This window comes from Saccharothrix algeriensis, assembly GCF_016907655.1.
Classification (GTDB): domain Bacteria; phylum Actinomycetota; class Actinomycetes; order Mycobacteriales; family Pseudonocardiaceae; genus Actinosynnema; species Actinosynnema algeriense.
The window spans coordinates 1,562,333-1,585,220 of sequence record NZ_JAFBCL010000001.1; the positions used below are offsets into that span (position 1 = coordinate 1,562,333).

The 22,888-nt window shown below is 71.5% G+C and carries 21 protein-coding genes and 1 pseudogene; 18 read left to right on the forward strand and 4 right to left on the reverse strand.

Annotated elements, in window-relative coordinates; all coding sequences use genetic code 11:
* The first annotated feature begins 57 nt into the window (after window positions 1–57).
* The 3 genes from JOE68_RS06650 to JOE68_RS06660 all read left to right on the forward strand — a co-directional run bounded on the left by JOE68_RS06650 (window position 58) and on the right by JOE68_RS06660 (window position 4,252).
* Window positions 58–834 carry an ABC transporter ATP-binding protein gene (locus tag JOE68_RS06650; protein ID WP_204841459.1) on the forward strand — a complete coding sequence of 259 codons (777 nt, stop codon included), beginning with the start codon at window positions 58–60 and terminating at the stop codon, window positions 832–834.
* Between the two features lie 5 nt (window positions 835–839).
* The gene (locus tag JOE68_RS06655; RefSeq protein ID WP_204841460.1) at window positions 840–3,305 is read left to right on the forward strand and encodes an ABC transporter permease; all 2,466 of its coding nucleotides are present in this window, start codon (window positions 840–842) and stop codon (window positions 3,303–3,305) included.
* Window positions 3,306–3,685: 380 nt separating this feature from the next.
* Window positions 3,686–4,252 carry a helix-turn-helix transcriptional regulator gene (locus tag JOE68_RS06660; RefSeq protein ID WP_204841461.1) on the forward strand — a complete coding sequence of 189 codons (567 nt, stop codon included), beginning with the start codon at window positions 3,686–3,688 and terminating at the stop codon, window positions 4,250–4,252.
* Window positions 4,253–4,557: 305 nt separating this feature from the next.
* On the opposite strand, the gene JOE68_RS06670 is transcribed toward JOE68_RS06660, so the two are convergent.
* Window positions 4,558–4,911: a DUF4258 domain-containing protein gene (locus JOE68_RS06670; protein WP_204841463.1), complete on the reverse strand. Its 354-nt coding sequence runs from the start codon at window positions 4,909–4,911 to the stop codon at window positions 4,558–4,560.
* A gap of 281 nt (window positions 4,912–5,192) precedes the next feature.
* Here JOE68_RS06670 and JOE68_RS06675 point away from each other — a divergent pair, with 281 nt between their 5' ends.
* The 11 genes and pseudogenes from JOE68_RS06675 to JOE68_RS06725 all read left to right on the forward strand — a co-directional run bounded on the left by JOE68_RS06675 (window position 5,193) and on the right by JOE68_RS06725 (window position 14,751).
* On the forward strand, window positions 5,193–5,396 hold the full coding sequence (locus JOE68_RS06675; RefSeq protein WP_204841464.1) for a hypothetical protein: 204 nt from the start codon (window positions 5,193–5,195) through the stop codon (window positions 5,394–5,396).
* 82 nt (window positions 5,397–5,478) lie between these two features.
* Window positions 5,479–6,702, forward strand: coding sequence for a hypothetical protein (locus JOE68_RS06680; RefSeq protein ID WP_204841465.1), 1,224 nt, complete (start codon window positions 5,479–5,481; stop codon window positions 6,700–6,702).
* Window positions 6,684–6,929, forward strand: coding sequence for a hypothetical protein (locus JOE68_RS06685; RefSeq protein WP_204841466.1), 246 nt, complete (start codon window positions 6,684–6,686; stop codon window positions 6,927–6,929). The genes JOE68_RS06680 and JOE68_RS06685 overlap by 19 nt, the downstream gene beginning before the upstream one ends.
* Window positions 6,926–7,675, forward strand: a complete 750-nt coding sequence (locus JOE68_RS06690; protein ID WP_204841467.1) for a hypothetical protein — start codon at window positions 6,926–6,928, stop codon at window positions 7,673–7,675. Before JOE68_RS06685 ends, JOE68_RS06690 begins: the two co-directional genes overlap by 4 nt.
* Complete coding sequence (locus JOE68_RS06695) at window positions 7,672–9,402, forward strand: ABC transporter ATP-binding protein (protein ID WP_204841468.1); 1,731 nt, start codon at window positions 7,672–7,674, stop codon at window positions 9,400–9,402. The genes JOE68_RS06690 and JOE68_RS06695 overlap by 4 nt, the downstream gene beginning before the upstream one ends.
* Window positions 9,399–10,982 (forward strand): alpha/beta hydrolase family protein, encoded by a 1,584-nt coding sequence (locus JOE68_RS32175; RefSeq protein ID WP_204841469.1) that lies wholly within the window; start codon window positions 9,399–9,401, stop codon window positions 10,980–10,982. Before JOE68_RS06695 ends, JOE68_RS32175 begins: the two co-directional genes overlap by 4 nt.
* Window positions 10,946–11,356 carry a lasso peptide biosynthesis protein gene (locus JOE68_RS06705; protein WP_204841470.1) on the forward strand — a complete coding sequence of 137 codons (411 nt, stop codon included), beginning with the start codon at window positions 10,946–10,948 and terminating at the stop codon, window positions 11,354–11,356. Before JOE68_RS32175 ends, JOE68_RS06705 begins: the two co-directional genes overlap by 37 nt.
* The gene (locus JOE68_RS06710) at window positions 11,353–12,261 is read left to right on the forward strand and encodes an NAD(P)/FAD-dependent oxidoreductase (protein WP_204841471.1); all 909 of its coding nucleotides are present in this window, start codon (window positions 11,353–11,355) and stop codon (window positions 12,259–12,261) included. The genes JOE68_RS06705 and JOE68_RS06710 overlap by 4 nt, the downstream gene beginning before the upstream one ends.
* On the forward strand, window positions 12,258–12,956 hold the full coding sequence (locus JOE68_RS06715) for an SAM-dependent methyltransferase (RefSeq protein WP_204841472.1): 699 nt from the start codon (window positions 12,258–12,260) through the stop codon (window positions 12,954–12,956). The genes JOE68_RS06710 and JOE68_RS06715 overlap by 4 nt, the downstream gene beginning before the upstream one ends.
* Before the next feature lie 395 nt (window positions 12,957–13,351).
* Window positions 13,352–13,708: pseudogene (locus tag JOE68_RS06720) on the forward strand (HNH endonuclease); the annotation flags it as partial.
* 239 nt (window positions 13,709–13,947) lie between these two features.
* The gene (locus JOE68_RS06725; RefSeq protein ID WP_204841474.1) at window positions 13,948–14,751 is read left to right on the forward strand and encodes an NYN domain-containing protein; all 804 of its coding nucleotides are present in this window, start codon (window positions 13,948–13,950) and stop codon (window positions 14,749–14,751) included.
* A gap of 507 nt (window positions 14,752–15,258) precedes the next feature.
* On the opposite strand, the gene JOE68_RS06730 is transcribed toward JOE68_RS06725, so the two are convergent.
* From JOE68_RS06730 to JOE68_RS06740, 3 genes are read right to left on the reverse strand one after another with little or no spacing between them, the layout of a single operon-like run.
* Window positions 15,259–17,265 carry a hypothetical protein gene (locus JOE68_RS06730; RefSeq protein ID WP_204841475.1) on the reverse strand — a complete coding sequence of 669 codons (2,007 nt, stop codon included), beginning with the start codon at window positions 17,263–17,265 and terminating at the stop codon, window positions 15,259–15,261.
* Window positions 17,262–18,404: a 5'-methylthioadenosine/S-adenosylhomocysteine nucleosidase family protein gene (locus tag JOE68_RS06735; RefSeq protein ID WP_307819556.1), complete on the reverse strand. Its 1,143-nt coding sequence runs from the start codon at window positions 18,402–18,404 to the stop codon at window positions 17,262–17,264. The genes JOE68_RS06730 and JOE68_RS06735 overlap by 4 nt, the downstream gene beginning before the upstream one ends.
* Entirely contained in the window at window positions 18,404–19,135 is a 732-nt protein-coding gene (locus tag JOE68_RS06740) for an NUDIX hydrolase (RefSeq protein WP_204841476.1), read from the reverse strand. The genes JOE68_RS06735 and JOE68_RS06740 overlap by 1 nt, the downstream gene beginning before the upstream one ends.
* A gap of 1,019 nt (window positions 19,136–20,154) precedes the next feature.
* Between JOE68_RS06740 and JOE68_RS06745 the strand changes: the two genes are divergently transcribed.
* From JOE68_RS06745 to JOE68_RS06760, 4 genes are all read left to right on the forward strand, one after another.
* Window positions 20,155–20,445 (forward strand): DUF4342 domain-containing protein, encoded by a 291-nt coding sequence (locus tag JOE68_RS06745; RefSeq protein WP_204841477.1) that lies wholly within the window; start codon window positions 20,155–20,157, stop codon window positions 20,443–20,445.
* Window positions 20,446–20,760: 315 nt separating this feature from the next.
* On the forward strand, window positions 20,761–21,192 hold the full coding sequence (locus JOE68_RS06750) for a DUF6892 domain-containing protein (RefSeq protein ID WP_204841478.1): 432 nt from the start codon (window positions 20,761–20,763) through the stop codon (window positions 21,190–21,192).
* A gap of 494 nt (window positions 21,193–21,686) precedes the next feature.
* A complete protein-coding gene (locus JOE68_RS06755) occupies window positions 21,687–21,917 on the forward strand; it encodes a tyrosine-type recombinase/integrase (RefSeq protein ID WP_275584705.1) in 231 nt (76 codons plus the stop codon).
* A gap of 523 nt (window positions 21,918–22,440) precedes the next feature.
* Window positions 22,441–22,884 (forward strand): YbaB/EbfC family nucleoid-associated protein, encoded by a 444-nt coding sequence (locus tag JOE68_RS06760; RefSeq protein ID WP_204841479.1) that lies wholly within the window; start codon window positions 22,441–22,443, stop codon window positions 22,882–22,884.
* The last annotated feature ends 4 nt before the right edge of the window (window positions 22,885–22,888 follow it).

A 22,888-nucleotide genomic window follows, 5' to 3' on the forward strand; every position in this document is an offset into this window, starting at 1 on the left:
CGGGAAGGTCCACTAGGCCGATGGTCCGGCCGCCCACGCCCCGCCACGCTTCACCCCATGTACCACCCAACCCGCCACGCCCCGCCACGCACCGGCCGCCCCGGACCCGCCGAGACCGCCGTCGCCGCGACGGGGCTCAGCAAGACCTACCCCGGTGCGAACGGCGGTGTCCCGGCCGTGGACGACGTGTCCATCGAGTTCGCCTCGGGCACGTTCACCGCGATCATGGGTCCGTCCGGTTCCGGCAAGTCGACCCTGATGCACTGCCTGTCCGGCCTCGACACGCCGACCTCGGGCCTGGTCGAGCTGGCGGGCGTCGACCTCACCGCGCTCGCCGACCAGGAGCTCACCAGGTTGCGCCGGGACCACATCGGTTTCCTGTTCCAGGCGTTCAACCTGCTGCCCACGCTCACCGCCGAGGAGAACATCCTGCTCCCGCTGACCCTGTCGGGCGCGGCGGTCGACCCCGGGTGGTTCACGCTGCTGGTGACGGCGCTGGGCGTCGACCAGCGGTTGGGCCACCGCCCCGCCCAGCTCTCCGGCGGTCAGCAGCAGCGGGTGGCCGCCGCCCGGTCGCTGATCCACCGGCCCGCGGTGCTGTTCGCCGACGAGCCCACGGGCGCCCTGGACTCCAACTCCGGCGCCACGCTGCTCGGCTTCCTGCGGGCGATGGTCGACGACCACGGCCAGACGGTCGTGATGGTCACCCACGACGCCACCGCGGCGACTTACGCCGACCGCGTCCAGCTGATCGTCGACGGCAGGCTCACCGACGTGGTCGAGGCGCCGACCCGCGCCCGCGTGCTGCAGGCGTTGAGCCGGGTCGGGGGGTGAGGGCGGTGCCACCCACCCGGCCACGCCCGCCCACCCTGCCGGCCGTCGCGCTGAAGCTGGCCAGGGGTCGCGGCGGGAGGCTCACCACGACCCTGGTCGCGATCGCGACAGCTGTCGCCTTCGCGGCGGCGATCGCCGTGCTCACCGGCTCGCTGCGCGCCTCGACGGAGGCGGCGGTGGCCGGGCAGGCCCGCGCCGCCGACGTCGTGGTCACCCCGCTGGGCCGCGGGGACATCGGTCCGGCCGGCCACGAGATCGCCGCGGTGCCCGGGGTGCGAGCGGTGGAGCCGGTCCGGGAGGCTTACCTGGACGTGTCGATCGGCACGACTGCGACGCTCGGCCGGGTCCGCTCGCTGCCGGGGACGCCGGAACTGCGCACGGTGACCCTCGTCGAGGGCGACTGGCCCGGTCCCGGCGCGGTGGTGGTGGACCAGGGGACCGCCTCGGACGCCGGCGTGGGCCCGGGGTCGTCGGTGGCGCTCCGGTCGCGGGACGGGGCGTCGACGTCGGCGGTCGTCTCCGGGCTGGTGGAGCTGCCCGTGTCGTTCGGCGACGACCTGCCCACGGTGCTCGCGGCGGACGCCGACGTCGCCGCCTGGACCGGCGCGAATCCCACTGCGATCTACGTGCTCGGCCGCGACGACCCCGCCGACCTGCGCGCCGCCGTCGCGGACGCGGTCGACAACGGCGTCGTGCGCACCGGGGCCGAGCAGGCCGAACGCGACGTGGCGGCGTTCACCGGCGACTCCGACGTGCTGACGACCGGGCTGCTCGGGGCCGCCGCGGTGGCGCTGGCGGTCGCGGCCATGGTCATCGCCAACACCTTCCGCGTGGTCGTCGCCCAGCGCGCCGGGGAGTTCGCCCTGCTGCGCTGCACGGGGGCGACCCGCGCGCAGGTCGCCCGCTCGGTGCTGATCGAGGCGACGGCGCTCGCCGTGCTGGGCGCGGCGCCCGGCGCGGCGCTGGGCGTCGGTGTCGGCCTCGGCGCCACGGCGCTGCTGGCCGCATCGAGCGCGGGCCTGCCGCTCACCGAGATCACCGTGCCGGTGCCCGGGGTGCTGACCGCGCTTGCCGTCGGGGTGCTGGCGACCCTGCTGGCGGCGATCGGTCCCGCGCGCGAGGCCAGTCGCCACCGCCCGCTCGCCGCGCTGCGCGAGGTCGCCCTGTCGGTCGGCGATTCGCGGCCGGGCCGCGTGCGACCCGCCTGCGGGGCGCTGCTGCTGGTGGCAGGGGCGGCCGCGCTGGCCTTCGGGGCGAGCGCGGGCTCGGTGCCGATCACCGTCGCGGGCGGGTTCCTCGCCACCGCGGGGACGGTGCTGCTGTCGACGCTGACCACGCCCGCGCTGGTCCGGGCCCTGCGCGGACCGCTGGCGCGCGTGGCCGGTCCCGCGGGCGGGCTGGCGTGGGTCAACCTGCGGCGCGACCCGCGCCGGGCCGCCGCGGCCTCCACCGCGTTGCTGGTCGGCGTCACCCTGGTGGCCACCGTCCTGGTCGGGATGGCGACGACCCGGGCGAGCCTGACCAGCGAGGTGGAGGCGCGCTACCCGGTCGACGCCGAGGTGCTGGCGCTGCGGCAGCCGTTGCCCGAGGAGCTGCCCCCGACGCTCGGCTCGATCGACGGGGTGCGCGTGGCCGCGGCGGTGCCGGGCACGAGCGCCGACATCGGTTCGCGCACGATGACCGTGCTGGCAGTGCCCGACGACGTCCGCGGCGTCGCGCGCGCCGGCCTGGTCGTTCCCGAGCGCGGGGAACTCCTGCTGCCGCCATCGGTGGCGCGCAACAACGACATCCGGGCGGGCGAGACGGTTCCGGTGCGCGGTCCCGGCGGCGTCGCGGACCTGCGCGCCACGCTCGCCGCCGCCGACCTCGGCGCGCCCCTGGTCTCCCGGGCCGATCTCACCCGCCTCGACCCCGACCCCGCCGTGCACGGCGTCTGGCTGCGCACCGAACCGGACGCCGCCGCCGCGGTCGTCGTGGAGGACGTCCGGCGCGCAATGGACGCCAGCGGGGCCGAGGCCATCGTCAACGGCGCGGTCCGGTTGCGCGACGCGTACGAGACCGGCCTCACCGTGGCGGGGCTGGTCGCCCTCGCCCTGCTCGCCGTCTCGGTGCTGATCGCGCTGGTCGGCATCACCAACACGCTGACCTTGTCGGTCCTGGAGCGCAAACGCGAGTCCGCGCTGCTGAGGGCCCTCGGCCTGACCCGGCGCGGCCTGCGGACCAGCCTGGCCTGGGAGGCCGCCGTGCTCGCGGTCGTGGCCGCGCTGCTCGGCGTCGTCCTGGGATCGGTCTTCGGCGTCACGGCCGCGCGGAGCATGCTCGAGTTCGGCGACCGGACCGTCCCGGACCTGCCGGTCACCCAACTCGCGGCCCTGGTCGCCGCGACCGTGCTGCTCGCCGCGCTGGCCTCGGTGATCCCCGCCCGCCTCGCCGCGCGGGTGCCGCCCGCCCAGGTGCTCGCCTCGGAATGACCGCCGGAGGGCCCGGGTGCGCGTGACGGTGCGCCGCGACCCCGGGCCCGCGCCCGGAGCAGTGAGGAGGTGGAACGCGCCCGCCGGAGACCTCGACGCCCGGGCGGGACGCCTCGTCGACGTCCGGGGCGGCTGACTGCCACAGATCCTCCCGGCACGCATCGGCCAACTGGCCGGCCTCACCCGCCTGGGCGTGGCCTGTTGGCGGGTTGCCCCCTACCTGGGCGGTCGTAGGCTCGATTTGCTCCGGACTCGCCGATCGCGGTCCGGGCACCGCGAGCAAGGGGGGAAGACCATTGAATTTGTGCCGCACCACCAGTGCCGAGTTAAGAAGGCTGACCGTTCCCGTTCCCGTTCCCGCGCCCGACGAGACGCTGCTCGTGCGGGTGCTGATCGAGCACCCGGTGATGCGAGCGGGGTGGGAATCGATCCTGGCCGCCATGTCCGACATCGACGTGATCAGCGACGAAGGGCCGCAACGGGATGACTGGGACCTGACGTTCATCGACCTGAACGACTTCGCCGGTCGGGACGCGCTCACCGCGGCGCCCGCCGAGCCGCTGGTCGTGGCCATGACGGAGGAGCAGTTGACCGACATCCTGCCGCACGCGCTCGGCGGGGTGGTGCGCGCCATGATCAGCCCGGAGGATCCGGTGGACGACATACGGGCGGCGCTCAGCGCGAGCGCCCAGGGGCACCTGTGGGTGTCGGCGTCGCTGCGCGAGTCGCTGAGTGCGCCCCTCGAGGAGCAGGTGGCGCCGACCGACGAGCTGACCGGCCGGGAGTTGGAGATGGCGCGGATGCTGCTGACCGGTGCGACGAACGCCGAGATCGCCGAGGTGTACGGGATAAGCGTGAGCACCGTGAAGTACCACGTGTCGAATCTGATGCGCAAGCTCGGCATCGCGCGCCGGTCCCAGATCGCACGGGCGTTGAACAGGTTCTGATCCGCGGACGGGTGCGGGGCCGGATCTCCGGATCCGACCCCGCACCCGTCCGCCGGCCGCTCAACCCTCGCCCGCGGCACCCGCGAGGAAATCCGCCGACAGGTGCCGCGAAGCGCCGTGCACCTCCACGCCGACGAGCCGGTCCTCCTTGAAGTCGAGGACGACCAGGGTGGGCACGGCCGGTGGCTCCAGTGGAATGCTCCGCCTACCGGGCGACAGGGTTTCGTCGGTCAGATGAATGTAAGCCGAGTCCGTTTCCCGATCATGTGTGACGCGCATGGGACCCAGCCTACCCCTCTTTCCACTCAGAATACGGTGATGACTCGACCGTCCTCGTCGATCACGACCGAGATTCCCCAGTTCGTGATTTTGTAGCTGTCGGGCGCGTGCCCCGGCTCGACCCGCGACTGGTTCGACCCCACCACGGCCTCCACCTGGTCGGTGGTGATGCCGCGCTGGGCCATCCGGCTGAGCGCGTGGTTGGAGTAGCTGGTGACGTACCACGGCCGGGCCTGGACGACCACCCCGGAGGCCGGCGCCACCACCTCGGCCTGCGCGGTCGCCGCCATCGCGGCGCCACCGCCTGCGAGCGCGATCGCCGCACCGAAAGCCGTGACGGTGGCGGCGATCCGCGCTCCGATTCGTGATGCGTTCATCATCCGTCCTCTCCTCGCGGTTCAAACCTGCCCTGCCGACGCTACGGATCCCGGGAAATCCACGACACCGCCATGAGGACAGGTCCGACCGCATTCCCGACCTGGCCGGACGGCCAAGGCGGACCTGGCCGCCCCGAATAGGACCACCGCCCCCGGAGAACTGGCCGGGTGACGAGGTGCGCCCACTCCGTGAATCGCCGGATCGGTGGTACCCGACCCACCCCTGGAAAGCCAGGATGAACTCCGAAATATCCATTCCGACTCACAGGAAATGAGGGACAAGAATGACCCCACTGGTGTACCGCACCGACATCTCCCATTCCGCCGACGTGGCGGTGCTGACCGCGGCCAGGGAGACCGCACCGCCGCTGGAGTGCTGCGGCTGCCCCGACGACGACGAGTGCCGCGAGTACTGCGTGGCCAACTACGGCGCCGTCGGCGGCTACTGCGAGGGCTTCCTCGACCTGCGCTGCGTGTGCGTCTACTGACGCGCGCGCCGCTCCAGTGATCCCACTCGCCAACGGATGCCCCCTGGGGCTCCGTTGGCGGGTCCACGCAGAGAGGCTCCGGGTGTCCACCACCTCACCACCGCGCGCGCCGTTCGCGCTCGAGGTCGACCTGTCCCGCCCGCGCGGTGAGGTCGCGCTCGCGGCGCCCGCCGAATTCGGCGCGATCACCGTGCACGAGCGCCACGTCACCGTCGACCGCTCCCGCGTCCACCTCGGCGACCTGTTCTACGCCGTGGACGGGGCCGTGATCCGGTTCAGCGCGGACCCGTCGGCACTGGCCGGGCCGCCCGCTCTCACCGACCACCTCCTGCACCACTTGCTGGCCCGCACCCTGGACATCCGCGGGGAGGTCGACCGGACGGCGCTGGCAGGGGTGCGCAGGCTCCCCGCACGCGGCGTCACCCGGATCTCGCCGGAGATGGCCCGCGGCCGCTGTGCGCCGTTCCCGTGGGCGCCTCCCCGGGTCGCCCGCGGCAGGCGGGCGCGCGAGGTCGAGGCCCGGCTCGCCGAGCTGGCGGGCGCGGTGGTGGGCGACACCCTCGCGGTCAGCGGCGGGATCTCCTCGGCGTTCCTGCACCGGTGCGCGCCGGGCGCACGCACCCTGACCATCGCGCCGCAGGACGTCGCGCTCACCACCCCACCGCTGGTCCACGCCCTGGCCGTGGCGCCTGCCCGATCACTGGCCAGCGGGCTGGGGCTGCGCCCGCTGTTCACCGCGAGCCGGACAAGCGCCGTGGTCGACAAGCCGCGCCGAGGGGAGAGCGGGGCGCCCGCGCGGCCCGTCGTGCCGTGGCTGACCGCCGCCGGCGCTCGCGTCGCCCACGACCTGGTGGAGTCCTCCCGGCACAGCTGGGAAACCTGGCTGTCCGAAGTAGACGGTGAAGAGGCCGGGCTGGCCTGGTCCTGGTCCGCTCCCGACGTCGGCGCCGTCATTACCGAAGCGGATCGGCTGGGCGTGGCGCACCGCAGCCCGGCGCAGGTCCCCGAGTTCGTGGAGCTGGCCCGCGCGCTGCCCCGGGCCGCCCGCTCCGACCTGGCGTTCCTGCGCCGGGACGCGGCTCCCGGGACCTTCGTGTCCAGCGGGGAGCAGCGCGTGCGCAGGCTCGCCGTCGACCGGGCGGACGCCCGAGCCGGGCGGCCGCTGCCCACCTTGGTCCTCGCCGACGCCGGGCTGGTCGACCCGAACGCCTTCGCCGCGGTGCTGGCCCACCCGTTCCTGCGCGAGCAGCACGCGCTCGCGCTCATCCGCACCCTGGAGGTCGAGCAATGGCTGAGCACCCGCTGACCCCCGACCGCTGGTCGATGCCGGACCGGTTCACCACCGCCGACCTGGGCGGCGGCCGGGCGGCGGTCGTGGACCTGGAGCGCATCGAGGTCCACGAGGTCGACGCCACCGCGGTCGCCCTCCTGCGCCGGGGCCACCCGGGTGGGCCGACGACCCCGGAGCAGGCCGGGTTCCTGCGCTTCGCCGTCGAGGGCGGTTGGATCGTCCCCACCGGGGGCTCCCGGTGATCCCCTGGCTCACCCTGCTCGCGGCGGGGGGCCTGCTGGGCGCGGGCGCGACGAAGGGCGTGCTGCTCCTGCGCGGCCGACTCGACTGGCCGCCGTTGCGCCCGCTCGGCATTCCGATCGGTCCGCTCCCGGTGGCAGCGGGCGAGGTCCTGGTGGCCGCCGCCGCCGCGGTGGCGCCCCCGAGCGCGGCTGCGGGCCTGCTCGCCGCCGCGTACCTCGGGCTGACCTGCGCTGCGGCCGCGCTGTTGGGCCGGGAGTGCGCCTGCTTCGGCGGCCGGGGCGTCGTCAGCCCGATCCGGGTAGGGCTCAACGCCGTCATCGCCGCGGTGATGGCGGTCATCGCGATCGTGGGCGGTGAGGGACCACCGGTCGGCGTTCGGGCGGCTGTGGTGGGCGGTGTCGCCGTCGCCGTGGTCGCGGTCTCGCTGCGGCGGGCGGCGGACGCGCCCGACGAACCGAGCACCCCCACCGATCCCGCCCGGATCGCCACGCTGACCATCGTCGTGAGCCCGGACTGCCCCGCCTGCGCCCGGCTGCGCGCCCGGCTGCGCGACTACCCGCCGCACTGGATCGACTGGCAGGACAGCGGGTCCGGGTCGTGGGCCGAGCAGGCGAAGGGCACCTACCCGTGCGCCATCGCGACCGACGCCGCGGGTGTGCCGCTGGGCGCGCCCCGGTGGGGCGTGTCCTCGATCGCCGAACTGGCCGACGGGTACGCCGCGCACCGGATCACGGCGGGCTCATGACCGGCCGGGGCGACTTCCGCCGTGTGCTGGCGCTGCTGCGGCCTCGCCGGTACCGGATCGCCGGGCTGCTCGGTGCCGTGACGCTGACCGCGCTGTGCACCGCGCTGCCCGCGTTGGCGTACCAGCAGATCATCGACTCCGGCATCAGCCGGGGTGATCTGGGCGCGGTGGCGGGTTTTTCCGCGCTCGCCGTCGGCGCCGTGGTGACGGCGGCGGGCGCGCAGTGGGTGGGCCAGTGGCTGACGGTGTCGCTGAGCAACCACCTCGGGTACGAGTTGCGCACCCGGATCTTCGACCGGGTGCAGCGCCTCGGAGTGGACTTCCACACCGCGCGGCCGACCGGCGACCTGCTGGCTCGGTTGAACAGCGACGTGCAGGCGGCCCAGGGCATCGTGTCCAACCTGGTGGTGAACATCGTGGCCAACGCCGTCCGGCTCGCCTTGGTGGTCGCGGCGATGACCTACTTCAGCTGGGAGCTCGTCGGGTTGGCGCTGGTCGCACCCGTCCTGGCGGTGCCGATCACCTGGCGGACCGCGCGGGTGGTCAAACGGCTCGGCGAGCGCAGGCAACAGGGGTTGTCGGCGCTGAACAGCTTCTTGGTGGACCGGTTGACCGTGGACGGGACCACGCTCTCCGCGCTGAACGACGGTCGAGGTCCGGACACGGCCGCCCTCGCCGGGCTGGCCGAGCGGGTTCGACGCGACACCGTGCGGACCGCGACCGTCAGCGGGGCCTTCCAGGCGTCGCTGACCTCGGTCACGGGCCTGTCCGTGGCGCTGGTCTACCTGTGCGGGGGTCTGCTCGTCGTCGGCGGGCACATGACGGTGGGCATGCTCGTCGGCTTCGTCTCGCTGCTGCCGTCCCTGCACGGGCCGCTCACCGGCATCGTCAACGCCAGGGTGGAGGTGGTGGGGGCGATGGTCGGCTTCCGGCGCATCTTCGAACTGCTCGACCAGCGACCGGCCGTCGCCGAGAACCCCGAGGCCCGGCCACTCGCTGCCCGACCCACGCGCCTGTCGTTCGACGGTGTCTGCTTCGCCCACGCGGCCGAGGCCCAGTCGTGGCGGCTCGACGACATCTCCTTCGAACTGCGGACGGGGCAGGTGGTGGCGCTGGTCGGGCCGAGCGGCGCGGGCAAGAGCACCATCGCCCACCTGTGCGCGCGGTTGAGGGACCCGGACTCGGGCGTGGTCCGGCTCGACGGGCGGGCGCTGCCGGAGCTGCCGCTGTCCTCGGTGACCGCCCAGGTCGGCCTGCTCAGCCAGACCAGCTACTTCTTCCACGAGTCGGTGGCGGCGAACTTGCGCTACGCCGACCCGGCGGCCACCGACGCCGAACTGGTCGACGCCCTGCGCGCGGCCTCGATCTGGTCGGGCCTGGTCGCCCGGATGCCGGCAGGGCTGGACACCGTCCTCGGCGACCACGGCAACCGGCTGTCGGGAGGTGAGCGCCAGCGCCTGGCCATCGCCCGGTTGCTGTTGCGCCGCCCGGCCTTCGTGGTCCTCGACGAGGCGACCGCGAGCCTGGATGCCGCGACCGCGCGGACGGTGCTCGACACCGTGTTCGAGGTCTTCGCGGACTGCGGCATCCTCGTGATCACCCACGATCCCGCGGTGGCGGCCCGCGCCGACCAGGTCATCGTGCTGCGCGACGGGACGGTGGTGGACCGCGGCGCGCCTGCCGAGCTGGCCCGCCGTGCCGACCTCACCGGGGCGGGCGCGCCGTGACCGCCGGCGCCGTCCCGCTGCGGGACCACATCGCCCACCTGGCCGATGACCTGGCCGCCCGCGAGGTCGTCGACGAGCACCGGTGCGGGTCCCTGACCGCTCGGTTCACCGGCCCCCGCTACCCGGTGCGGGCACAAGCGCCCCGCCGCTGGGTCCACTCGCACGGCGTGGCCTTCGACCTCGTCGCGCTGGCCACCGCAGGCCGGGCGGGCGGTGTCGGAACCGTCCACGTCGACGGCCTGCGCATCCCCGCCCGGCGGACCCCGTTGACGTGGTCCGCCCGCGGGGGACCACCGGTGCTGGCAGGGGTGACGCCCGGGCCGAGCGCCCCGGAGCTGTGGCTCCACCGGCCAGGTCACGACGAGCGGCCACGCCCGACCGGGATCGCGGTCAACCACTCGCTCCTGGGCGGTGCGGCGCCGCTGCAGTGGACCGCCGACGGAGCGCTGGTGGTGCTCGCCGACCACCCGGCAGCTCCTACCGACCCCGACCGCGTGCACGATTCGAGCGAGGGCCGCTCCGTGCTGGACGACCCGGACGCGCTGGTGGCGGCGGCCGCAGCGACGGTTCGGGTGCTGGCACCCCGGGACGGGCAACGGGTGCTCTCCGGCCCGCACGCGGTGTGCAGGCTGGACCTGTCCCCCGACCGGACGCGTGTGCTGATCGGCGCCGTCCGGGACGCCGCCGCCTTCGAGCGGCTGGTCCGGGATCGGCTGGCCGAGTTCAGCATCCACGACCTGACCGGCGCCGCGCCCGCCCGCCACCTCGGCGAGTGCCGGGTCGACCGCGACTTCTGGGACGGCGCCGACACCGCAAGGCCCGCCCGCCGCCGATCGGTGCGCCCACCCGAGCACCGGCAGATCTCCCCGGACATCGCGCTGCACGGCGACGGAGGGCCCGTCGTGCTGTGGATCAGCCCGCGCCCGGACGTCCCCGACCGCACCGCGTTCGCCCCGTACGCGGGAGCGGGCGCCGCCGAACCCCCCGGGCCCTTGTGGACCTACCGACCGCGGTGCGCGGTGGCGATGGTCCGGCTCTGGCACCCGCGGCAGAACGGCCCCGCCACCTTCGCCGAGATCGCCGCGCGGGTGGTGGACGGCGTCCGGGACGCGGCCGAACGCGTGCGGCGGGAACTGGGCGAGGTGCCGCTGGTCCTCGGCGGTCACAGCTTCGGCGCCGCGCTCGCCGCCGTCGCGCTGCCCGAACTGGGTTCGGTGCTGCGGTGCGCGGTGCTGCGCAGCGGCGCGTACAACCGCACCTTGACCCCTGCGGGTTTCCAGTTGGAGCGCCGGCCGATCTGGGCCGCGCCGGACATGTACCACGGCTTCACCGCCGTGCACAGCGCGCACCGGATCACCGTCCCGACGCTGCTCACGCAGGGAGCGTCCGACCCGAACTCGGCGACGACGGTGTGGCAGGCCCGGCTGTTCTACGAAGCGCTGCGGATCGCGGGCACGCCTGCACGACTGGTCCTGCTCGACGCCGAGGGCCACCACTTCGGCACCGCCGACGGCATCCTGCGGGCCGCGACCGAGGAGAACGAGTGGATCGACCGGTGGTGCCGGGAGAGGAGCACGTGATGTCGACGACGATGCGGGCGGTGCGGGCGGCGGCGGACGCGGTCCGCGGGGATCGCGCCGCAGCGGCCCGGGGACTGCGCCGCGCCGCCCCGCCCCCGCCGGCTCCCGGCAGGCTCGACGTGGATCGCGTCCGCGCCGCCGTCGAGGAGTTGCGGCCCGCCGTCGATCCCCGGGACGTCGACCTGGTGCTCGCCATCGCGCTGCGCCGCCTCGGCCACGATGCCCGGCTCGTCCTGGGTCGCGAGCACGCCCCGAGGAACCGAGCCGCGGAGTGCGCGGTGTGGGTGGAGGTCGACGGCCGGGTGGTGTCGACGACCGAACCGGTGCACGAGGTGTTCCGCGTGCTCGCCCGGCTGCCCGGGGGTGACCGGTGAACGCGGGCGAGGTCGACGTGGCCGTGGTGGGCGGGGGCGCGGCGGGTCTCGGCGCCGCGCTCACCCTCGCCCAGGCGTTCCGCCGGGTCGTCGTCATCGACGACGGCGACCCGGCGAACGCGGCCTCGCCCGGCATCCGCGGCTATCCCGGCCACGACGGGGTCGAACCCCGGCGCTACCTGGACCAGGTGCGGTACGAGGTGACCCGGGCGGGTGGGCGGGTGGTGAGCGGTCGGGTGCGCGCTCTCACAGGTCGCTCACCCGAGTTCCTCGTGCACACCGAGGAGCGCATCACGTGGCGGGCGCGCAGGGTGGTGCTCGCCACCGGCGCGCACCACCGCCTGCCGGGCGTGCCCGGACTGGCGGGACTGTGGGGGACCCTCGTGCAGAACTGCCCCTACTGCCACGACTGGGGCGGCAGGCGGGCGCGGTCGGTGGCGGTCCTCGGCGCGACCGCGGGCGCGGTCCGGCTGGCCGGCCTGCTCACGCAGTGGTCGGTGGAGGTCGTGCTGCTGCCCGGCGACGCCCGGCCGGTGCGCTCGCTCCCCGGCGTCCGGGTCGTGCACGGCGCGGTGCGGGCGGTGGAGCGAGCGGTGCCGGGCGTACGCGTCCTGCTGGAGCCCGACAACCGGCTGGAAGTCGACGCGTGCTTCCTGGACGCACCACCGGAACCCCGGCTGGGCCTGCTCGAACCGCTCCGCCCGGACCTCCGCGGCGAACCCCTGCGGCCGGACCCGACCGGCCGCACCCCCGTGGACGGCGTCTGGGTCGTCGGGACGGCGGCCGGGCCCACCCAGAAGGTGATCACCGCAGCGGGCCACGGGGTGGCGGCGGGCCAGGCGATCAACGCGGCGCTGGTCGAGGAGGACCTCGCCGCACGACGAGCAGAGGAGCGAACGGCGTGACCACCACCGAGCCGACGGAATCCCTCTCCGACCACATCAGTGCCCGCTACCGCCGCGCCCGCTGCTGGAACCCGATCTCGGCCGCGGGCATCGACGAGGTGGCCGACCTGCTGGACCTCAGGTCGGCGCGCACCCTGCTGGACATCGGTACCGGCGCCGGTGGTGTCCTCTGCGACTGGGTGGCGCGATTCGGGTTGACCGCCACCGGGGTCGACATCTCGGCCGGCTTCATCCGCCGGGCGAGCGAGGAGGCCGCTGCCCGCGGGGTGGTCGACCGGGTCCGGTTCGAGGTGGCTGACGGGCGCTCTCCGAAGCTCGCCGAGCGAGCCCACGAGCGGGTCGTGCTCCTCGGCGCCGCAGGCGGGCTGGGCGGTTTCTTCGCCGCGGTGGACCTCGCCGCCCGTTCGACCGCCCCCGGCGGCCGGTTCGCCGTCGGCGACCAGCTCCCGGCGGGGCGGGACCACCTGGAACGCCTCGACCACCCGGTCGTCGGCGTGGTGCGCTCCACGCGGTCGGACTGGGACCGCTACTACACCGACCAGTGGCGGGCCGTCCACTCGTGGGCGGCGGCCGAGCCGGACCACCCCGAGGTGGAGCGGAGGCTCGCTGCGGTGCGCGAGCACCAACTCCGATACCTCGCGGGCGAAGCGTCCGACCTGGACTGGGGGGTGCTCGTCTTCGGCAAGCGGGCCTGAACCCGGTCCGGCCGGCAACGCGAGCCGCTGCGGTTCCGCAGACCACCGTCGGGACCACTCCCGGCCGGGCACTGCCGGACCACGCGAAATCCGATGTCGCATCGACGGGCACGGGCGGCTCCACCCCGCAGTACGCATCGGCGCACGTGCCACGGGAAAGCACCGGCCCCGTACCGCAGGTGCCCGGCCGGCGGTGACGCGCGACTGCTCGGAAATGGCCGGTCCGCTGCCACCGCAGTGCCCTGCGGGGTGCCGAGGTTCCGCGCCGGCCCGCTCTTTCCGCGGCGATCGTTCACCACGGACTCGGCGATCGACCTCGGCGGCCCCTCCGACAACGCTTCACCGACCACTTCGACACCCACTTGAAGCGACACCGCATCCCGCTGCCCCACGGCTCATGGGACCGGCAGTGCGCCTTCTGCGGCTTCGACGGGCAACTCGGCGCCGCCACCGTCGGCGTCGAGGCCGCGCACATCCGCTGGTTCGCCTTCGACGGACCCGACACCCCCGACAACGGACTGGCCCTGTGCTCCTTACACCACAAACTGTTCGACCACGGCGCCCTCGGCCTGGCCCAGGACTTGCGCATCACCGTGTCCGCCAAGTTCACCAGCCGCACCACAACCGGATGAACCGTCTACCAACTGCACGAACGCCCGCTCGACCCCAGGCCCGGCACCACACCACCCGCTCCCGCCCACATCACCTGGCACACCCGCGAAGTCTTCAAAGGCCCAGCGCTGACCACCTGACCGGCTCCGGCCGAACGCCCACTGCCGGTGATCACGAGGACCGGGGATGGCGCTTTCGCGTCCCAGCGCCCGACTCGACCGCACCACGCCCGACACGCGGTGCCCGCCACGAAGCACCTCATCAACCCACCTACCGTGGCAGGGTCGTGACCTGAAGGGTTCGCAGTGCTTGTCGTCAGGAGGCCCGGTGAACACCCAGCCCATGGACACCGTCCGTGCCGCACGCAGCAGGAGGCGGGATGACCGCTGACGCGAAGCTCGCCGTGCTGATCGACGCCGACAACACCCGCCCCGGGGTGGTGCAGGCGTTGTTGACCGAAGTCGCCACGTACGGCACCGCGCACGTCAAGCGCGCCTACGGCGACTGGACCGGTCCGAACCTGAAGGGCTGGAAGGAACAGCTGCTGGCCTGGTCGATCCAGCCGGTGCAGCAGTTCGCCTACACCACCGGCAAGAACGCCACCGACGCCGCCATGGTCATCGACGCCATGGACCTGCTCTACACCGGCCGCCTCGACGCCTTCTGCCTCGTCTCCAGCGACAGCGACTTCACCCGCCTGGCCGCACGCCTGCGCGAATCAGGTCTGACCGTCTACGGTTTCGGCGAACGCCGCACACCCGCACCGTTCGTCGCCGCCTGCGACAAGTTCATCCACCTCGACAACCTCACCACCGACACCACCCCCGACCGGCCCGACACCCCGGAGCACACCCACCCGGCGCCGGCCCCGCCGTCACCGCGGCGCGACACCACCCTGCACACGCTGCTCGACCAAGCCGTCGACGCCGGCTCCGACGCCGACGGCTGGGCGCCCCTGGCCCACGTCGGCCACATCATCACCACCCAACACCCCGACTTCGACCCCCGCACCTACCGCCACGCCAAACTCACCAACCTCGTCGAGGCCACCGGCCGCTTCGACGTCGACCGCCGCTACCCCGCCGAGGACAAGCCCGCGGTCGTCTACATCCGCCGACGACCCCCCTCCGACCCGAACGCGGACCACGACGCGGACGAGACACACCGGGAACCCGACCTCTGAGCACGCCGCCGACACACCGGAACCAGGTGAACGACGCGCTCGTCGAAACACGTCTCGACCACCACGACTCCCTTCGTGGCACCGATGCAGCACAGCCAGAGCATTCGGGACCTGGTGACCGACGTGATGCCCACGGCATTCCCTTAGTGCTGCATCTCGGAAGGTCGACCCGGTAATCGGCCAGAAGGGCCGGCCGGCCGGGCTGGCGAAGCTTCGCGACCATCTGCACGATCGCGGCACCCTGGTGGCGATCAGCAGGAAGATGCTGCGCCGCATCCTGCACGCCGGAGGCGTGTCCCGGCAGGTCACCTCCACCCGAAAGGCGTCCACCGACCCGGACTTCCTGGCCCGGTCTCACCGGGTCCCTGACCTCTACGACCATCCACCCGCCGACAGCCGGGTGTTTCACCGATCCGCACCCGAACCGATTACCTGGCCGAGGTTGCATGACGCAGCACTAGACGCCTCCCGGCCCTCGTGGGGAAGACGGCAGGCCGGCGCAGTCGGTCATCCCAGCAACCCGGCCAGTACACCACCCGAGTTCGGGGGATCACCCGGATCGGCCTTGCCTCGGGCGTCACGGTCGATCCAGCTCTTCCCCTCTGCTGCGATGCCCTCGAGGATATGCAGGGTGTGCGCGAATCCGGCCGAGTCGAGGTTGGTTTCCGAAAACGTGGCCAGGCTTTCCCCGTAGTCGGCCTGTTTTCCCTCCGAGTCCACGACACGGATGCTCCTCGACGGCCCGTTGAACAGGGTCAACTCCAGGGTGCAACTGGATACCCCTTGCTCGGCGACCTGAACCGAGGAGACCGCGTCGAAACGATAGTTGTTGCGTTCCTGACTGTTGAGCACCACGTGTTCGAAGTCCAGTTCGGCGCTGACCTCTCGAACACCATCCTGCGTGATCAGAAAGAGCCGGATGTCGTACCTCGAATAACGCCACGGCCCACCTCTGACGCGCGCGCGTTTGTAGTTTTTCGCGGGCGTTTGCAGAAATGCGTGGGTGATGACCTCCCGCCATACCAACCCGTAGTGCTGCAGTGCGGCGTCGAGGAGCATGGTCTTGTCGGAGTGCAGCCAGCTTTCCATCTCACTCTCGGAGGGGCGTGTGGCGTCCAGCTTGTCCTTCCACCGTCCATACGCGGCCTGTCGTGCCTCCAACTGGCGTTCGTATTCTTGTCGGTCTTCCGCGAATCGCCTGTCCTCGCTGATGATGTGGAACCAGCGCAGAGTAGCGGTCCGCGCGCCGACCAGACCCGCGATCACTGCGACTGCTGCGGGGAGCGGGTCGACCTGCACTGCCGCGATGAAAACCTCCAGCGATGCAAGCACCAAGGTGATGCAAGCCAGTGAGCAAGATGCTTTAGTCGCGGGTTCAATCCGATAGTGATCGCGGTACGACTGCAGGTCTCCTGCCTCTTGGCGCGCTCGGACGTCACTGACGAGGTGGCGGATCAACCAGTTGATGCGTTCGACAGGAACCCTGCTCTCGCGGTAGAGCTCCACGACCTCGTCCCGTAAGGTGGTGCGGATCCCTGCCGTGCGGGCGAGCCACAGCTCGCGATCCGTGCCTGAAGGTACGTATCTGGCGAAGTAGTGGGCGAACGAGTGTCCGACCCTGTTCGCGAACCCGCCCTCCGACGCCCGTTCGGCGCTGTGGTGACCGAGGTGGTCACGTTCCTTGGTGGCCAGGCGCACGGACCGGTAGCGCCATTCCAGCCCGCTCCGAGCAGCGACGTATCCAGCGGCGATCAGGATGACGCACGCGACCGCGGGGAGGGGCTTGCCAAGGCTGAGAACAACCTGGCCGAGGTAGATGAACGCGATCGCTGTCAGTATCGACCAACAGGTGGCCTGCACGCGGTCGCCTGGAGCGGTGGACTTGCCGACTGGTGGCCGGGCCCGCGGACCGATGGGATCGGGGTGGAAATAGGCCCACACCCGGTCGAGCCGGTTGTTATCCAGCCGCGCGTTTTCGACAGCCCGACGGGTTTCCGCCCACAGTGTGTCCTTCACCCCTCCGGTGAGGACGAGATCGAGGTGGCGGACGATCATGTCACGTTGGCGGAGTGGGAGGCCACGCAGCTGCTCAAGCACGGGTCCGCAGTCCTGGGTGGCGCCCTGGAGACGGTTCAGCAGTTCGCACACCGCTACCAGTGCGTGCCTCCACCGGTCATCGGCGTAGCCGTGCACCAGCTGGGAAACATGCTCCAACTGTGCGTGTTCGACGGCGGTGAGGTCGCGCAAGGATCGTTTGCCGAGCATCGCGAGTACCCAGTGGAACCGTACCTCGCCATTGTCGTACCCGTGTGCGATTGCGTCGTTGATCAGTTCTCGTGCCCGGACCGGGACCCCGTCTTCCAGGTAGCGCACGCCGACTTCGAATTTCTGGCGCGGTGACGCGTCGGGAAGTACCTGGTAGACCGTGGAGTTGTGGACTGTTTCAGCTTGGATGCCGACTGTCGCACCGGCCTCAGCGGTGTTGGTGACGGCTTCAGAGGCGTGTCCAGTCACGACAGCCCCTGGGCTGCAGCGATCACGGCTCCGATCTTTGTCGCCAGCTCAGCCACATCCTCGATGAGGCCGCGTAGCCGCTTGAGCGCCAGGACGACTTTGTTGCGCCGCTCGGGTGCGTTGTCCTCCAGCGCTTTGCTCGCGATGTCGAGTTCGGCCGTTGCAGCGTTGTAGGTCGCGTCATCGATGCTGCCCGTGGAACGGCTGCGCGCCAGCAGATCACGCAAAGCAGCCAACTCGCGATCGAGGTCGCCGGCGAACAGCGTGTGCGGAGCCATGCCCATCCAGACATGGCTTCCGGTGACCTGCGCGGCTTGGATGCCGACCTGGCCGGAGGAGTTGTTGGTGATGGTGCCGTGGTACTCGCGTTCCTCGGTCTCGCGCATCGCGACGTGCTCCACTCGTTGCTCCATCAGTTCCACGGCGAGCCGCGCGGCGAAGGCGGCCGCGTTGGCGGCGGCCGCCGGCTGCCAGGTGGCGTCCCCGTCGGTGGCCTTGGTGCCGTCGGCACGGTCGCTGATACCGCGGATGACGGCTACCGGCGCACCGCTCAAATGGCCCGCCTGCGCGACGCCGGCGGCTTCCATCTCGATGGCGAGTGCGTCGTTGTAGTGCTGCCGGATCCACTCTGCTTCACGGGAGATGCGTGAGTTCTGCACGATCTCACCGGCTGCAATCGCTCCGAAGTGGACACCCGGTGGATCGTGGAGGGACAGCTTGTCCGTCCAGTCGCCTGCACGCCCCACGTGGGCGGCGACTTGTGCGATCTCGTGGGCGGTCTCCCAAGCACGGGGACGCGCCTTGAGCCCGTCGTCCTCGCTCGTGCCTCCGTGGTAGGCGTAGACGTGGGTGGCCACTACGACATCACCGAGCGGCGTGTCCCACAACGCTCCAGCGACACCCACGAACAGCACGGCCAGCGGTGAGAACTCCTGGATTGCCCGCTCCGCCAGCACCGCGGCGGGATGGTTTCCCTTCCCCGTCAGCCCCAGCACGACTCTGCAGCGGGTCCCCCGCAGCATGCCGACCTCGAACCTCGTACCTCTCTCGTGAAGGTGCACCCGAGGGTCCACCATCTTTCGCCGCACGGCGTCGTACTCAAGGTTGAAGGCGGTGAGCATCACCACCGGGCTTTCCATCAGTTGTTCCCCTCGTTCGACATCATCGGATCGGGTCGCGCTATCGGCGGATGCAGCGCCGTCCGGTCGCCTGCTCGGAAAAGTCGCGCCGGCCGCCCCCGTGTCGCCTTGCGATCCGGCCCGACTGGCTCGATGAAGCCGGACACACCTTGGACCTTGCGGTAGAAGTTCCTCGGATCGAGCCGGATCCCCCATACCGCCTCGTAGACCTGCTGCAGTTCCGAGATCGTGAAGGTGTCTCCGCAGAACGCGATCGCAAGCGCTGTGTGCTCCAGCTTGGCGCGGGCGCGCTCAACTCCGTCCTCGACGATTTCCTGGTGGTCGAAGGCCAGTTGCAGCTTCCCGCTGAGCACCTCGTCGACCGGCTGCCACCACGCACTGGACGCGTCGGTGCCGGCGACCGGCTCCGGAAGACTAGGAGCGATAGCCAAGTACGCGATGGAGACGACGCGCCCACGTGGATCACGCCCTGGAGTCCCGTAGGCGCCTAACTGCTCCAGGTGCAGACGTGCCCCGTCGAGGTCGGCCTCCTCCTGGAGCTCACGATGCGCGGCAGTCAGGACGTCCTCTTCGACGTCCTTCAGAAAGCCGCCAGGCAGGGCCTGGTGCCCGCTGTACGGCTCGACACCGCGCTGCACGAGCAGCACATGAAGCTGCGAGGCGCGCAGCGTGAGGATCACGAGATCGACCGCGATCAGGGCCGCCGGCGGCGACCAGGTCTCTTCGGGCACGGGAACGACCGTAGCTTACTGTCACTATGACAGTAAGTGCCCGTTCGGGTGACCGACGCGAAGGTATGGGTCAGGCGCAGCGGAAGCGGAACACCACGCCGTGACGGGTTGAGCGTGACCCGGTGTCGCGCGCTCATGCTGATCTCCACCGTCATCGCGGCCCGATGAGGCGGTCTGAGGTCGGTTTGGCTCGCGCCGGCTTCCGCTGTTGTCCGGCGGAATGCCTGGTCGAAGGTGACCCCGCCCCCTCCCGTCCGCGCAGAAGAGGATCCGGTGGACCGCCGCTGCGCGGCCTTCGGGGATCCTGACCTCAACCGAGGCCGTGCTCGGCGCCCCGTTCGCGGATCGGTACCTGTTCAAGGAGTGGTCGAGCATCATCGTGTCGGTGACCGGCCACGAGCGGCAGAGCGTGCTGGCCACATAGCTGGAGATGGCCCGGTACATCAACGGGCTGATCGAGTCGACCCGCTGGGCCTCTCACCCGCGCCAGGCGGCTCGCACGCACTCGGCACCGGCTCGCACACCAACCCGCTGCCACCCCAGATCCCCGGCCCGATCTCCATGGACGAAGCGGTCGAACTGGGCGCCCGGCACGCCGGCAGGGCGTGCGGTCGTGACATTGGAGCGGAGCAACAGCAGCGCGAAGATCAGGTTCAGGTGATCCGACACCGGCGCGGCCGGTCGAATCAGATCCGGCACGAGCTGACAGCGCGGTCAGGCCGGAGGCGTGGCCGCCCCATCGCACCGAGGCCGGCCGCAGGACGTCCAAGGAGGCCAGCGGGAAGTCGGGCTCTGCACATGCAGGAGCAGGCGCGCGGTCCAGGGCCGAGGAGGATGAGGGGCAGGTCAAAGCCTTCCGGCGATGGGGCGGGCACCGCCGGGCCCTGATGCCACTCAGTGCCGGTGAACGGTGCCCTGAGGGGTGAATCAGGCAGGGGTCAGGGGAAACCCTGATGGCAGGGTGTCCAGCCACGGGCATGCTGGAGTCGTCAAGGGACATCAGCAGTTCGAGGAGAGTCATGAGCGAATTCAAGCCCGAGTCCCCCCGTGCCGCCGTCGACGCCGTGGTCGGCGCCGTTCGCGGGTTGGTCGACGAGGGCATCAATCGCCGCGTGGTCGTGCGTGACAGCAAGAACGACGTGGTGCTGGAGGTGCCGGTGGCTGTCGGGGTGGTCGCGGTGCTGGCCGCTCCGGTGGCGACGACCATCGGTGCCGGTGTCGCGCTGGCCGGCAAGTGCGGTATCTCCTTGGAAAAGCGCCACCAGCCGGGTAACCAGCCCGCGACGACCGTCGACACCGAGCAGGTGTAGTCGGCAGCAGGCCAGCACGTGCCGTTCGCAACTTCCCGGTGGACCTCCGATCGCGGGTGCTCTGCGGCGCGTACCCGACGTGGCTCCGGTTGAGCGCACTTGACGCCTCGGTCGAGTGATCCGAGCATCGAGTGGCGACTAGCTCCTACCTCGCCGATCCGGGCCGATCGACGGCGGCAAGCCTTCTTCGGAGATCCACCGGGTGGCCACCCGGCAGGTCGTGTGGAGCCGACCCCAGCAGTCGGGCAGAGCGACGTCAGGAGGTTTATGCGCCGGCTGCCCGGATTGTCCGGGCGGCCTGGTAGACAGTGGGGCATGTTCCGCGACTTCAACTTCAAGCTGCTGGTCATCGACAAGCTCATGTACCAGGACAAGCTGATCCAGCCTCGTTTCCGGATCGCCGACGTCCTCCACGCCAAGGGCGCCACCGGCGACCTGTGGAAGTACCTGTACGAGCAGGACCTGCTGTACACCGTCCTCGAGGAAGCCCGCCAGTACTTCACCGACTTGGAGATCAGCCCCGACCAACTGGCCACTGTGGACGAACTGACGACCGACGGCGGCTTGGAGATCTACCACCAGTGCTCGCCGTTCTGGGACGGAGAGGACGACCTCTTCGACGTCACCTCGCTGGACGACCTCGCCCTGCTGCCCAACCTCCGCGTGATCCACGGCGGCGACGAGGCCATGATGGCCGCCCCCGGTGCCCAGGACACCCTCAAGGCCCGCGGAATCGCCGTGAAATGAGCAGCCGCGTCCAGGCGACGTCGTCGGAGTCCACCACCGGTGCGAGCAGTCGGTTCGCGTCGGCTGACGGCTCGTCCTCCAGCCGGCACCTCGCGAAGGTGACGATGGCGAAACTCGTTTCGGCTACGGACCACACCGGCAACCGGTAGGGGCCACGGACAAGCCGGCTGATCGGCCGCGATGACTTTCCGAGCGGCACAGGATCGTGCACGACGCGGGCATCGACCCGGCACCCGCCGTACAGGTCCGACCCGGCGTCAGTTCCCCATCGCCCGGGGCATCGTCGCGGCGGACTTCCCCCACCTCGACGCCGTGCTCGGTCGAGGGCCCTACGCACTGTGTTCCCCTAATACGGCACCCGCCACCTGCACGTCACCGACGGCACCTCCCACCCGACACGGGAGTGGACGACGCAGCAGGCCAAGAACCCACCGCCGACCCCGCACACCGGATGGAGTCCCTGCGCTTCCTGATCCGCAGCCGCGGCGACAAGCATGGCCACACACCTCCGGCGGCACAGCCTGCGCCACACCGGCCTGACTTGGATGGCCGACGCCGGGGTCCCCGTGCACCACCTCCAGCGCATCGCCGGACACGGCTCCCTGAGCACCACCCAGCGCTACCTCCACCCGGACAAGCGCTCGGTCACCGACGCCGGCGAACTGCTGTCGGCACACCTGCGGTCCCCACGCAGACCCAACCTCCGGGCGTGTGAGAGACCGTGAGACGCGGTCCCCACGTGGTCCCCAAGACCCGCCGGAAACGATCTCGGCCATGATCACCGCGGGAACAGCGAAGAGGCCGCCTCACCTGTGCTTCTACCCTAGTGAGACGGCCTCTCAGCGACCATCGGGACGACAGGATTTGAACCCGCGACCCCTTGCCCCCAGAATCACCCGAACCTTGCTCTGACCTGAGAAACCAGTAAACGAGCAGGTTGCGATGGTGCAGTTGAGCACACTTCGGCGAAGTTCGCTCCGGTTTATTCACCTTGAATCCCCCCAATTTCCTCCCATGGCGGGCGCACGTCGACCGCTGCGGGCGTTGAACACGTGTGCGCAGATGAAGTGACCGGGTTCGCGAAGATGCGTCGACGTCTGCCCGCCCGGACGGCAGGCCGAGGGGCGAGGCCACCGACCGGGGCAAGCGGTTGGGCCGATCCGGTCATCTTGGGGGCGAATCGGCCCGGGGGGTTGTCTCAGGCGCAGTAGCTTGGCCCGACCGCTACGTCGCCGGAAGGGGGAGCCGATGACCGATCCGTTGGCCGACGTGCAGCGTTTGGTGGACGACTGGGAGCGCAACGCGGAGGAGAGGGCGGCGCGGTACGAGTCGATGCGGCAGGAGGTGGAGCGGATCTCCATCACCGCTTCGGCCGCGAATGGCGCGGTGAGCGTGACCGTCGGCCCCAACGGCATCCCCAGTGCGGTGACGATGACCGAGGGGGTGTCGCGGTTGCGGCCGGAGCAGGTCGCGGCGGCGGTGATGGAGGCGATGGGCAAGGCGCAGGCGGGTTATCCGGCCGAGTTGGCGCGGATCGTCGGGGAGACGGTGGGCCAGACCCCGTCGGGGCAGCACATCGTGGCCGTGGCCGAGCGGAACTTCCCCCGGCCCGAGCCGGACGCGCGACCGTCGACGCCGCCGCGTCGACCCGGTGATGACGGTGACTTCACCGACGAGAGCTACCTGAGGTGAGGCG

Bases quoted from the DNA above. Each gene is read 5' to 3' on its own strand.
- JOE68_RS06650 (WP_204841459.1), top strand. From the start codon at position 58: ATGTACCACCCAACCCGCCACGCCCCGCCACGCACCGGCCGCCCCGGA.
- JOE68_RS06670 (WP_204841463.1), bottom strand. From the start codon at position 4,911: ATGATGAACGCATCACGAATCGGAGCGCGGATCGCCGCCACCGTCACG.
- JOE68_RS06675 (WP_204841464.1), top strand. From the start codon at position 5,193: ATGACCCCACTGGTGTACCGCACCGACATCTCCCATTCCGCCGACGTG.
- JOE68_RS06685 (WP_204841466.1), top strand. From the start codon at position 6,684: ATGGCTGAGCACCCGCTGACCCCCGACCGCTGGTCGATGCCGGACCGG.
- JOE68_RS06695 (WP_204841468.1), top strand. From the start codon at position 7,672: ATGACCGGCCGGGGCGACTTCCGCCGTGTGCTGGCGCTGCTGCGGCCT.
- JOE68_RS06725 (WP_204841474.1), top strand. From the start codon at position 13,948: ATGACCGCTGACGCGAAGCTCGCCGTGCTGATCGACGCCGACAACACC.
- JOE68_RS06735 (WP_307819556.1), bottom strand. From the start codon at position 18,404: ATGGAAAGCCCGGTGGTGATGCTCACCGCCTTCAACCTTGAGTACGAC.
- JOE68_RS06745 (WP_204841477.1), top strand. From the start codon at position 20,155: ATGAGCGAATTCAAGCCCGAGTCCCCCCGTGCCGCCGTCGACGCCGTG.
- JOE68_RS06750 (WP_204841478.1), top strand. From the start codon at position 20,761: ATGTTCCGCGACTTCAACTTCAAGCTGCTGGTCATCGACAAGCTCATG.
- JOE68_RS06755 (WP_275584705.1), top strand. From the start codon at position 21,687: ATGGCCACACACCTCCGGCGGCACAGCCTGCGCCACACCGGCCTGACT.
- JOE68_RS06760 (WP_204841479.1), top strand. From the start codon at position 22,441: ATGACCGATCCGTTGGCCGACGTGCAGCGTTTGGTGGACGACTGGGAG.